Below are 10,123 nucleotides of genomic sequence, written 5' to 3'. Positions count from 1 at the left end.
TCTCCTCTTCGGGACTTTCACCCTTAAGCTGCCGCCCATGCTGGGCGTACTGACTCCTCCCCCTCCTGAAGGAGGGGGGCTTCTCGCTATGCCGGGTTGGCGTCGCGACGGACCAGCCCGGCCCGTAGAACGTTCAGGGCGCCCACCGTGTCAGCGTGCGCCTGGTGGTCGCACTCCTGACAGTGGAACTTCTCCTGTGTGGGCCGGTTCTCCTTGGCGGTGTGCCCGCATTCGGGGCACCGCCGGGAGGTGTTGCGGGGGTCCACCGCCATCACTTCCCGCCCGGCGCCTTCCGCCTTGGCTGCGAGGATCGCGAGGAACACCCCCCATCCGGCATCAGCTATCGAGCGGTTGAGTCCGGCCTTCGCGCTCGCCCCGTTCGGGAGGAACGCGCCGGGCCGCTCGGCGTCCGGCTTCGGTGCCGGCGCCTTGCTCATGTTGCGGATCTTGAGGTCTTCGTGCGCGATGAAGTCATTGCCACGCACGAGGTCAAGCGCGGTCTTGTGCGCGTGGTCCAGGCGTTGACGCCGGACCTTACGGTGCAGCCGCGCCACCACCTCTACGGCCTTGCGGCGTCGCTTGCTGCCACGCTTGCACCGGCTCAGGGCCTGCTGTGGGGCTTCCAGCTTGGCGGCGGCCTTCGCGCCGTGGCGCGGGTTGGGCACGAATTCGCCGTTGGAGTCGGCGAGGAAGTTGGCTATGCCCATGTCGATGCCGACCACAGCGCCCGTCGCGGGGAGGGGCTCAGGTTGGGCCTGGTCGGCGGTGAGGACGACGTACCAGCGGCGGCCTTCCCGCTTCACGCTGATCGTCTTGACCTTGCCGACCACGGGCCGGTGCTGGTGCACCTTGACATGCCCCACGCCTTGGAGGCGCACGCGGGTGACGGGATCGTGCGGGGTGGCATCCCAGCGGCAGCCATCGCCGTCTTTAGGGAAGTCCACCGTGTCGAACCGCTTGTTCGAGCGGAAACGGGGATAGCCAGGCTTCTCGCCGGACTTCACACGCCGGAAGAACGCGGCGAACGCCTTGTCCAGGCGGCGCAAGGTCGCCTGCTGCGAGCTGAACGACCAGCGGGCCTGATCAGGATCGTAGGTCCGGATGTCCTTGAGTTGGGCGGACTGTTGCCCGTAGCGGATCGTCGTCTTCGAGGCGTGCCGGTAGGCGTCGCGGCGTTCCTGCAACGCCGCGTTGTAGAGGGTGCAGTGATCGCGGAGCATCGCCGTCAAGGCTCCTTCCTGGCCCACGGTGGGGCGCATGAGGAACTTGTAGGCGCGGATCACTGGTTCACCCCCTTTTCCCGGTCGGCTTCCAAGATCATACTACGCTTGGCGTATGTCACCCCGCTGGAACCCAAATTCCGACGTACGTACCGGACGTCACGTCGCCTACAACCTGCACGCACACTTGGTGTTCGTCACGAAGTACCGGCGTGGCGTTTTCGATGACGCCATGCTCAAGCGGTGCGAGGAGATCATGCGGGAGGTGTGCGCCAGCTTCGAGGCCGAGCTTCGCGAGTTCAACGGTGACACCGATCACGTACACCTGCTCGTGCACTACCCGCCGAAGGTCGCCCTGTCCAAGCTGATCAACAGCCTCAAGGGCGTCAGCTCCCGCTACCTGCGGGCCGAGTACACCGGCCGGATCAACCGCATTGGGATGGGTTCCGTCTCCTGGTCCCGCTCCTACTTCGCCGGATCCTGCGGCGGCGCACCGCTGACCGTGATCCGTCAGTACATCGAAGGCCAGAGGCGGCCCGTCTGACCGTCACGGCAGTCGCGCAGCGAACTCCGCCGCTGTGCGGCTCCGGCCCGAGGATGCGTTTCCCTCCCCGGCTGAAGCCGGGGATACCCACGCAAGATGGGATGGTGGACGGCCTGAGCCTGGTGACGTCCACCATGTGCTGAGAACCGGGCACTTCCACGACCTTCGTGGTGCCGCGATATACCTCGTACACCCGGACGCCGGGACCGTCGGTCAGCGCGTTCCACATGACGTGCACGCTGGTGGCGCTCCCGGCCGCGGCCGTGACACCAGTCGGCGCGCCGGGCATCCGCCCGTTCCCGCCGTCCGTGGCCCCGCCCGGGCCGCAGGCGGCGACCAGTACCAGGGCCGCGAGAGACGGCAGATGGGACAACCGAACGCGTCGCACGGCTCTGCCTCCCCGGGACATCCCGTCGGCAATGGTCCGGACCAATATGGCGCGGACGGTGCGATCGCATCAAGAGGGCCGCATTGGTGACCATCGGGCAGAGTTACGTATGCTGAGTGTCCTCACGGCTGAACTCCTTGCGAAGGCAGGGGAGTTCAGCCCTGTCGCGCGGAACGCTGTCGTCGCTGATCCCGCGCCGACGAGGCGGCCGGGGACCTGAGCCGACACGCACTCAGGTCCCCGGCCCTCTTGCATCCGCCGGGCGTGCCTCACACCTTCCGGTACGTGTACGCCTCCGCGGCCGCCGCCTCGACCGCGTCGAGGTCGGCTCCCGTGGACGCCGTGACCACCGCCGCCACCGCCCCCTCGACGAACGGGGCGTCCACCAGGCGTGTGCCGTCCGGGAGTTCGTCGCCCTCGGCGAGCAGCGCCTTCACCGTGAGCACCGCGCTGCCCAGATCGGTGAGAACGGCGACCCCTCGGCCCCGGTCCACGGCCGCGGCCGCGGCGGAGATCAGCTCGGCGCTCGTACCGAGCCCACCGCCCTCCGTACCCCCGGCCGGCGCGACGGGCACCGCCGTTGCGCCGCCCGCCAGCCCCTTCGCCAGCTCGGCGACCGACGCGGCCACCTCGGCGCTGTGCGACACCAGCACGATCCCGACCAGCTTCTCGTCACTCACCTGAGGCCTCCGCGAGTCCGGCGATCAGCAGCGCGGACGAGGTCGCGCCCGGGTCCTGGTGGCCGATGCTGCGCTCGCCGAGATAACTGGCCCGGCCCTTGCGAGCCTGCAGCGGGACCGTCGCCAGGGCGCCCTCCTCCGCCGCGGTCCGTGCCGCGGCGAATCCGTCGCCGAGAGCGTCGACGGCCGGGACCAGCGCGTCGACCATGGTCTTGTCGCCGGGCGCTGCTCCGCCGAGCACCATGACCCCCTCCACGCCCGCCCTGAGGGCCTCGGCCAGTTGCGCCTCGGTGACCTCGGCCGCGTCACCGAGCGCCTTGCCCGTGCGGCGCAGCAGCGTGCCGTACAGCGGCCCGGACGCACCGCCGACCGTCGAGATGAGCTGCCGTCCGGCGAGCATCAGGATGGCCCCCGGCGTCTCGGGCGCCTCCTTCTCCAGTGCGGCCGTCACGGCCTTGAACCCGCGTTGCATGTTGCTGCCGTGGTCGGCGTCCCCGATGGCCGAGTCGAGGGCGGTGAGGCGCTCGGCCTCACGGTCCACGGACGCCGCGGTCGCGGCCACCCAGCGGCGGAAGAAGTCGGCGTCGAGCACTGGAACTCCCTGCGTGGTAGGTACGTTGATCACTTCTGTCGCCGTGTCACATCCCCCAGCGCAGGCCCGGCGTCCTCACCGGCGCGTCCCACAGGCGCAGCAGTTCCTCGTCCACCTGGCACAGCGTCACCGAGGCACCCGCCATGTCGAGCGAGGTGACGTAGTTGCCGACGAGGGTGCGGGCGACGGTCACACCGCGCTCCCCGAGCACCCGCTGCACCTCGGCGTTGAAGCCGTACAGCTCCAGCAGCGGGGTGGCGCCCATGCCGTTGACCAGGACCAGGACCGGGTTGCGTGCGGGCATGTCGTCCAGGATGGCACTCACCGCGAAGTCGGCGATCTCGCCGGAGGTCATCATCGCCCGCCGCTCGCGCCCCGGCTCGCCGTGGATGCCGATGCCCAACTCCAGCTCGCCGGGCGGCAGATCGAAGGTGGGGCTGCCCTTGGCCGGGGTGGTGACGGCGCTGAGCGCGACGCCGAAGCTGCGGGAGCTCTCGTTGACCTGCCGCCCGATCGCCTCCACCCGCTCCAGAGGCTGTCCCTCGGCCGCGGCGGCTCCGGCGATCTTCTCCACGAAGAGCGTGGCGCCCGTGCCGCGCCGCCCGGCCGTGTAGAGGCTGTCGGTGACCGCGACGTCGTCGTTGACGAGGACCTTGGCGATCTGGATGCCCTCGTCCTCGGCGAGTTCGGCGGCCATGTCGAAGTTCAGGACGTCGCCGGTGTAGTTCTTCACGATGAACAGCACGCCCGCCCCGCTGTCCACGGCGGCCGCGGCGCGTGCCATCTGGTCGGGCACCGGCGAGGTGAACACCTCACCCGGACAGGCGGCCGACAGCATCCCGGGCCCCACGAAGCCGCCGTGCAGCGGCTCGTGTCCCGATCCGCCTCCGGAGACGAGCGCGACCTGCCCCGCCACGGGCGCGTCCCGGCGTACGATCACCCGGTTCTCGACGTCGACGTTCAGCTCGGGATGAGCCGCCGCCATACCGCGCAGCGCGTCTGCCACCACGGTCTCCGGGACGTTGATGAGCATTTTCATGGGTACCTCCTGGCCGGCCTGGCCGGTTTACCTGAGTCGCCCGACGTGCGCTGGTGAACGTTCTCGAAACTCACTCTCGGAAGTATCGGCGCTGGAGCAGCAGTGGTCACGTGGGCGGACGTTCCGGGATCCGTGCGGGAGCGCTCCCATGGACCGGCCGCCGAGGTGGGCCGGCTCGTGGGAGGAGCGGTGTGACAGTTGCTCAGGCCTGCACGGCCGCCTGCGCGCGCGGCCTGCGGACCGGGTGCCCGCTCATCACGGAGAGGCGGTTGAAGGCATTGATCGTGATCGCCACCCAGATCACCGCGGAGATCTCGTCGTCGTCGAACACCGCGCGGGCGGCGTCGTAGGCGGTGTCCTGGGCGGCGCCGTGGGTGGGAGCCGTGGTCGCCTCGGCCAGTTCGAGGGCCGCGCGCTCCCGTGGGGTGAACACGTCCGTGTCCCGCCAGGCCGGCAGGACGCCGAGGCGCTGCGTGGTCTCGCCGCCGCGGAGCGCCGCCCTGGTGTGGACATCGAGACAGAAGGCGCAGCCGTTGATCTGCGAGACGCGGAGGTTGACCAGTTCGACGAGTGTGCGGTCGAGACCGGCCTCCGCTGCCGTCGCGCGGACCGCCTCGGAGGTCTGGAGCAGGGCGTCGTAGGCCTTGGGGCTCTGCTTGTCGATGTAGACCCGTCGCTTGCTCGGGTCCGTCGTCGCGTCGCTCACTCCGGTCTCCTCGTGGTGGGGTGATGTCCGTCTCGCCGTGCGGTTCGGGCGGTGGTGGCCTATGATCCAGGCATGATAGTTGATGCATCAACCACACGTCGCGCGGGGGGTGGGCCACGATGAGCAACGTCGAGACGGAACCGGCCGAGGTGCGCTGCCCGGTGCCGGCGGACGACGGCCACGGGGGAGCCGTACCGGACGTGGAGGTGCTGTCAGCCCGGGACGTCCCGTTGGGCGGCCCGCGCGCGATGACGGTACGGCGCACCCTGCCGCAGCGGCAGCGCTCTCTGATCGGTGCCTGGTGCTTCGCCGATCACTACGGCCCGGACGACGTGGCTGCGACGGGCGGCATGCACGTCCCGCCGCACCCGCACACGGGACTGCAGACGGTGTCCTGGCTGTTCAGCGGGGAGATCGAGCACCGCGACAGCCTGGGCAGCCACGCGTATGTGCGGCCGGGCGCGATCAACCTCATGACGGGCGGGTACGGCATCAGCCACTCGGAGGTGTCGACCCCGGGCACCACTGTGCTGCACGGGGCGCAGCTGTGGGTCGCGCTGCCCGAGGAGCATCGCGACGCGCCGCGCGACTTCCAGTCCTATGTACCCGAGCCGGTCCGCGTGGACGGCGCCGGGATCAGGGTCTTCCTGGGCACGCTCGCCGGGGACACCTCCCCGGTGCGGACCTTCACGCCTCTCCTCGGCGCGGAACTCGTCCTCGACCCGGGCGCCACCGTGACCCTCGACGTGGACCCGGCCTTCGAGCACGGCGTCCTCGTCGACCAGGGCGCCGTGCGCCTCGCTGAAACGCCGCTGCGGCGTGCGGAGATGGGGTACGTCGCCCCCGGGCACCGCAGTCTGACGCTCGTCAACGAGTCCGCGGAGACGGGCCGGGTCCTGCTGCTCGGCGGAACGCCGTTCGGCGAGGAGATCGTGATGTGGTGGAACTTCATCGGCCGCAGCCACGACGACATCGTCCGCGCGCGGGAGGAGTGGGCGGCCGCCTCCGACCGCTTCGGCGTCGTCGAGGGGTACGACGGTGAGCGCCTCCCGGCCCCGGCGCTGCCGAACGCCCAGATCCGGCCGCGCCGCAACCCGCCCGTCCGCTGAGCGTCCCGACGCCGATCAACGAAAGGTACGTCATGACAGAGAACGCCCCCGCTCCGGTCGTGGAGCGCGTCGACGCCCGGCACCGGTACACCATCGCCGTCGACGGCAGGGCGGCCGGCCTCACCGCCTACCGTGACCGGGGTGACCAGCGCGTCTTCTACCACACCGAGATCGACGACGCCTTCGCCGGTCAGGGACTGGCCTCGATCCTCGTCACCCGGGCCCTCACGGACGTGCGCGCGAGCGGCAAGCGGATCGTTCCCGTCTGCCCCTACGTGGCCAAGTACCTCACGAAGCACCACGAGTTCGGCGACATCACCGACCCGGTGACGCCCGAGGTCCTGCAGTGGCTGGAGACCGAGCTCGGGGCCTGAGCGGTGACCTGCGAGTCCGGTCCCGACCCCGGGGCCGGACGGTCGCCCTCTCTTCGTTGATTTGTCCACCAATTGATTAAACTTGTGGTCATGGAAGAGATCCCACGCTGGCTCAGCGCCGAGGAGGAACAGGCCTGGCGCGGCTTCGTGCGCATGCACGACCGGCTGCGCTTCCGGCTGGGCCGCGAGCTGCAGGCGGAGTCGGGTCTCTCCTTCGCGGACTACGCGGTTCTCGTCGAACTCACCGACGTGCCCGAAGGGCGCCGGCGCTTCCTGGAACTGGCCCGGGCGGTCGAGTGGGAGAAGAGCCGGACGTCCCATCACATCGCCCGGATGGCCAAGCGCGGTCTGGTGGTCCGCGAGGAGTGCCCGGAGGACGGACGTGGGGCTTTCGTGGTCATCACGCCCGTCGGCCGTGCGGCGCTGGAGGCCGCGGCACCCCGTCATGTCGCGGCCGTACGCCGGGCGTTCATCGACCGGCTGAGTCCGCAGGAGGTCCGCGTGCTGGCGGACCTCTCGCGGCGTGTGCTCGGCGATCTGGACGAACAGGACGACGGCTGCGGATGACTGGCCCGGCGTGGGACGCGATGCTGGTGGAAGAGGCACACCACCCGTCACTCCGGTGAGGAGAGCGATGACGAAGACGCAGGGCGACGGACAGCCGGACCGCACGGCCATCGAGGCGGAGCGCCGCCGTATCCGGGAGAAGCATCTGCGGCCGAGTGGCGAGCGACCCGCCTCGTCCGCACGGGGTTTGCACCACACCGCGCTGATCAGCAGCGACGTGGAGCGCACCATCGAGTTCTACCAGGGGGTGCTGGAGTTCCCGCTGACCGAGCTGATCGAGAACCGCGACTACCCGGGGTCCTCGCACTTCTTCTTCGACCTCGGCAACGGCAATCTGCTCGCCTTCTTCGACTTCCCCGGGCTCGACGTGGGCCCCTACGCCGAGGTCCTGGGCGGCCTGCACCACGTGGCGATCTCGGTCGAACCGGAGCGCTGGCGCGATCTGGTCGGCAGACTGGAGCAGGCCGGCGTCGACCACACGGTGCACAGCGAGGTCTCGGTCTACTTCCGGGACCCCGACGGCGCCCGGATCGAACTCATCGCCGACCCGCTCGGTGAGATGTACGGCAACCAGGTGCTCTGAGTGCCCGGCATGTTCCGGGAAGCACGACTGCCCCCCTGCCGGGAGACGGCGGGAGGCAGCCGGTCGCACGGGGTGCGCGTCAGGCGGCGAAGCCGGCCTTGAGCGCCGCGGCCACCTGCACCACGCGCTCGGCCTGGTGCCGGGCGGCGTTGCGGGTCGTCTCGCCGACCGGGTTGTTGCCCTGGGCGTCGACGTGCGAGGTGCCGTAGGGGTTGCCGTCGACGAACTTGACCGGGTCGGTGTAGCCGGGGGACACGATCAGGCCGCCGAAGTGGTGGATGGAGTTGTAGAGGGCGAGGATGGTGGACTCCTGGCCGCCGTGGGCGGTGGCGCTGGTGGCGAAGCCGCTGTAGACCTTGTTGGCCAGCTTGCCCTGCGCCCACAGGCCACCGAGCGTGTCGATGAACTGCTTGAGCTGCGACGAGATGTTGCCGAAACGGGTCGGGGAGCCGAAGATCACCGCGTCGGCCCACTCCACGTCGGCCGGGGTGGCGACCGGGACACCAGCGCTCGCGGCGGCGTGCGCGGCCCAGGCCTCGTTGGAGGCGACGGCGGCCTCGGGCGCGAGTTCGGCGGCCTTCAGCAGGCGCACCTCGGCACCCGCCTTCTCGGCGGCCTCGGAGATCTCCTTGGCGATCTCCGCGCTGAAGCCGGTGGACGAGTAGTAGATGACAGCCAGCTTGACGGACGTGCTCATGTCTCGAATCTCCGTTGAGAGTGCGGTGGGGCGGGGGAGACCGACGGGTCGTGCCCCCGCGCGCCGACGACGTTGTTGAACGCTAAACCGAATAAGTTGATGAGTCAACTAGATTCAGGTGAAGGTGAGCTGTCGTGAGCTGGATCCGGCCGGCGCGGGCTGTCGTGCGCTGGACGGGCTGTCGTCGTCGGCCGGGCCGCGGCACCGGTTAGGCTCCGGGCATGCGGATCTCCGTCTCCTCGGACATGGACGAACCCGTCGCCCGCTCCCTCGTGGAGGAATTGCGCCGACGCGGTCACGAGGTGTGTGTGTACGGGGCGCTGGAGCCCGGGGCGGACCCACAGTGGGCGTTCTGTTCGGAGGCGGCGGCCCGTGACGTCCCCTCCGGGGCGGCCGACCTGGCGGTCGTGTGCTGCTGGACCGGCACGGGCGCCTCGATCGCCGCGAACAAGGTGCCGGGTGTACGGGCGGCCCTGTGCACGGACGCGTACACCGCCGAGGGCGCGCGCCGCTGGAACGACGCCAACGTCCTGGCCCTCAGCCTGCGTCTGACCTCCGAGGCGGTCCTCAAGGAGATCCTGGACGCCTGGTTCGCGGCCGCACCCAGCGAGGACACAGAGGACCGGCAGAACGTGGCGCACCTCGGCATGCTGGATGCCGGCCGGGCACCGCGGTCGCGGGGCTGAGCCGGTGGGGGAGTGTGAAGTTCGACGGTGTGTGCGGCGGCGTCAGTGGGCGCCGAGTCCCCCGCCGCCGAACGAGCCGCTCGAGCCCTTGCTCCAGCGCGGGCGGTCCTTCGACGTGCTGGGGCGGGTCTGCTGGTTGCTCAACTCGTACGGCGTGAGCGGGCGCTCGCCCTTGGGGATCCAGGGCACCTCTTCGGACTCCCGGTTCTCCCGGATCTCGTGAACCGGTCCCTCGGCGGGCAGGTGCGGCTGTTCCTCGGGGCGCGGCCGGGGAGGCTCGCGGAACTTGATGCGGGATCCCAGCCAGAAGCTGCCGGCCAGCATGGTCAGGACGGCCACTGCCACCAGGAAGAGCACGAGGCTCATCAGTCCGCTCGCCGCAGCGAGCTGCATGGATGCGGTACTCATAGCAATGGGATACCCCACCTAGAACGGGGTGAACCGGACACCGTCCGTTACCGTCCGTCGACCACCGGCAACCCCGGAACCGGGTTTGGGTCGCCCGCACCCGGCTACTCGGTCTCCGTGACGTCGACGACCTCCCAACAGGATCTGTACCGGTTCCTGGAGGACCGTTTCGCGTGCGCCCAGGCGTGCGCCGAGTGCGCCCGCGTGTGTGTGCTGCGCGCGAGCCTCCTGGAACCGGACGGCACCGACGAGCAGGAGCGGGTACGGCGGCAGGGGATCATGTGCGCCGAGGTGTGCGACGTGACCTGCCGGCTGCTGTCCGAGCAGAACTGCCAGGACGAGGCCGGCGTCCGCGTCCAGCTGGAGTGGTGCCGCACGGTCTGCCTCGACTGTGCCCGCGGCTACGACGGCCGGCCCGGCACCGACGAACTCCTGGCGGCGTGCCGGTCCTGCGCGCGCGCCTGCGTCGACTTCCTCGAGTCGCTCGACTGACGTTCTTCGCCCCGCTCCGCCGGCGTCCACCGACGTCC

The 10,123-nt window shown here is 70.1% G+C and carries 14 protein-coding genes and 1 pseudogene; 7 read left to right on the top strand and 8 right to left on the bottom strand.

What is annotated here, in order from left to right:
- Positions 1–86: 86 nt before the first annotated feature.
- Positions 87–1,283: an RNA-guided endonuclease InsQ/TnpB family protein gene (locus tag IEZ19_RS23550; RefSeq protein ID WP_189313257.1), complete on the bottom strand. Its 1,197-nt coding sequence runs from the start codon at positions 1,281–1,283 to the stop codon at positions 87–89.
- A 52-nt stretch (positions 1,284–1,335) separates the two neighbouring features.
- Between IEZ19_RS23550 and tnpA the strand changes: the two genes are divergently transcribed.
- Entirely contained in the window at positions 1,336–1,764 is a 429-nt protein-coding gene (gene tnpA / locus IEZ19_RS23545; RefSeq protein WP_189313256.1) for an IS200/IS605 family transposase, read from the top strand.
- 103 nt (positions 1,765–1,867) lie between these two features.
- On the opposite strand, the pseudogene IEZ19_RS50935 reads toward tnpA, so the two are convergent.
- The 5 genes and pseudogenes from IEZ19_RS50935 to IEZ19_RS23525 all read right to left on the bottom strand — a co-directional run.
- Positions 1,868–2,173: pseudogene (locus IEZ19_RS50935) on the bottom strand (fibronectin type III domain-containing protein); the annotation flags it as partial.
- A 248-nt stretch (positions 2,174–2,421) separates the two neighbouring features.
- On the bottom strand, positions 2,422–2,832 hold the full coding sequence (locus IEZ19_RS23540) for a PTS-dependent dihydroxyacetone kinase phosphotransferase subunit DhaM (protein ID WP_189313255.1): 411 nt from the start codon (positions 2,830–2,832) through the stop codon (positions 2,422–2,424).
- On the bottom strand, positions 2,825–3,424 hold the full coding sequence (dhaL, locus tag IEZ19_RS23535; protein WP_189313254.1) for a dihydroxyacetone kinase subunit DhaL: 600 nt from the start codon (positions 3,422–3,424) through the stop codon (positions 2,825–2,827). Before dhaL ends, IEZ19_RS23540 begins: the two co-directional genes overlap by 8 nt.
- A 46-nt stretch (positions 3,425–3,470) precedes the next feature.
- Complete coding sequence (dhaK, locus tag IEZ19_RS23530) at positions 3,471–4,463, bottom strand: dihydroxyacetone kinase subunit DhaK (RefSeq protein ID WP_189313253.1); 993 nt, start codon at positions 4,461–4,463, stop codon at positions 3,471–3,473.
- Positions 4,464–4,665: 202 nt separating this feature from the next.
- Positions 4,666–5,169, bottom strand: coding sequence for a carboxymuconolactone decarboxylase family protein (locus IEZ19_RS23525; protein WP_189313252.1), 504 nt, complete (start codon positions 5,167–5,169; stop codon positions 4,666–4,668).
- A 119-nt stretch (positions 5,170–5,288) separates the two neighbouring features.
- Here IEZ19_RS23525 and IEZ19_RS23520 point away from each other — a divergent pair, with 119 nt between their 5' ends.
- The 4 genes from IEZ19_RS23520 (at position 5,289) to IEZ19_RS23505 (ending at position 7,802) form a co-directional block, all read left to right on the top strand.
- Positions 5,289–6,278, top strand: coding sequence for a pirin family protein (locus IEZ19_RS23520; RefSeq protein ID WP_189313251.1), 990 nt, complete (start codon positions 5,289–5,291; stop codon positions 6,276–6,278).
- 32 nt (positions 6,279–6,310) lie between these two features.
- Entirely contained in the window at positions 6,311–6,652 is a 342-nt protein-coding gene (locus IEZ19_RS23515) for a GNAT family N-acetyltransferase (RefSeq protein ID WP_189313250.1), read from the top strand.
- Between the two features lie 90 nt (positions 6,653–6,742).
- Complete coding sequence (locus IEZ19_RS23510; protein ID WP_189313249.1) at positions 6,743–7,219, top strand: MarR family winged helix-turn-helix transcriptional regulator; 477 nt, start codon at positions 6,743–6,745, stop codon at positions 7,217–7,219.
- 67 nt (positions 7,220–7,286) lie between these two features.
- Positions 7,287–7,802 (top strand): VOC family protein, encoded by a 516-nt coding sequence (locus tag IEZ19_RS23505; RefSeq protein WP_189313248.1) that lies wholly within the window; start codon positions 7,287–7,289, stop codon positions 7,800–7,802.
- 79 nt (positions 7,803–7,881) lie between these two features.
- On the opposite strand, the gene wrbA is transcribed toward IEZ19_RS23505, so the two are convergent.
- On the bottom strand, positions 7,882–8,499 hold the full coding sequence (gene wrbA / locus IEZ19_RS23500; protein ID WP_189313247.1) for an NAD(P)H:quinone oxidoreductase: 618 nt from the start codon (positions 8,497–8,499) through the stop codon (positions 7,882–7,884).
- Between the two features lie 221 nt (positions 8,500–8,720).
- Between wrbA and IEZ19_RS23495 the strand changes: the two genes are divergently transcribed.
- Positions 8,721–9,185, top strand: coding sequence for an RpiB/LacA/LacB family sugar-phosphate isomerase (locus IEZ19_RS23495; protein WP_189313246.1), 465 nt, complete (start codon positions 8,721–8,723; stop codon positions 9,183–9,185).
- A gap of 42 nt (positions 9,186–9,227) precedes the next feature.
- Here IEZ19_RS23495 and IEZ19_RS23490 read toward each other — a convergent pair whose 3' ends face one another.
- Entirely contained in the window at positions 9,228–9,593 is a 366-nt protein-coding gene (locus IEZ19_RS23490; RefSeq protein ID WP_189313245.1) for a DUF6479 family protein, read from the bottom strand.
- 117 nt (positions 9,594–9,710) lie between these two features.
- Here IEZ19_RS23490 and IEZ19_RS23485 point away from each other — a divergent pair, with 117 nt between their 5' ends.
- A complete protein-coding gene (locus IEZ19_RS23485) occupies positions 9,711–10,085 on the top strand; it encodes a four-helix bundle copper-binding protein (protein ID WP_189313244.1) in 375 nt (124 codons plus the stop codon).
- The last annotated feature ends 38 nt before the right edge of the window (positions 10,086–10,123 follow it).

The sequence above is a fragment of the Streptomyces brasiliensis genome (assembly GCF_014647875.1).
GTDB lineage: Bacteria > Actinomycetota > Actinomycetes > Streptomycetales > Streptomycetaceae > Streptomyces > Streptomyces brasiliensis.
The sequence above is the reverse complement of the archived record's forward strand: the minus strand, read 5'-3'. Positions and strand labels throughout refer to the sequence as shown.

Coding starts and splice junctions, on each gene's coding strand:
- IEZ19_RS23510 (WP_189313249.1), top strand. CDS start 6,743: ATGGAAGAGATCCCACGCTGGCTCAGCGCCGAGGAGGAACAGGCCTGG.
- IEZ19_RS23515 (WP_189313250.1), top strand. CDS start 6,311: ATGACAGAGAACGCCCCCGCTCCGGTCGTGGAGCGCGTCGACGCCCGG.
- dhaK (WP_189313253.1), bottom strand. CDS start 4,463: ATGAAAATGCTCATCAACGTCCCGGAGACCGTGGTGGCAGACGCGCTG.
- IEZ19_RS23490 (WP_189313245.1), bottom strand. CDS start 9,593: ATGAGTACCGCATCCATGCAGCTCGCTGCGGCGAGCGGACTGATGAGC.
- IEZ19_RS23520 (WP_189313251.1), top strand. CDS start 5,289: ATGAGCAACGTCGAGACGGAACCGGCCGAGGTGCGCTGCCCGGTGCCG.
- IEZ19_RS23495 (WP_189313246.1), top strand. CDS start 8,721: ATGCGGATCTCCGTCTCCTCGGACATGGACGAACCCGTCGCCCGCTCC.
- IEZ19_RS23505 (WP_189313248.1), top strand. CDS start 7,287: ATGACGAAGACGCAGGGCGACGGACAGCCGGACCGCACGGCCATCGAG.
- wrbA (WP_189313247.1), bottom strand. CDS start 8,499: ATGAGCACGTCCGTCAAGCTGGCTGTCATCTACTACTCGTCCACCGGC.
- tnpA (WP_189313256.1), top strand. CDS start 1,336: ATGTCACCCCGCTGGAACCCAAATTCCGACGTACGTACCGGACGTCAC.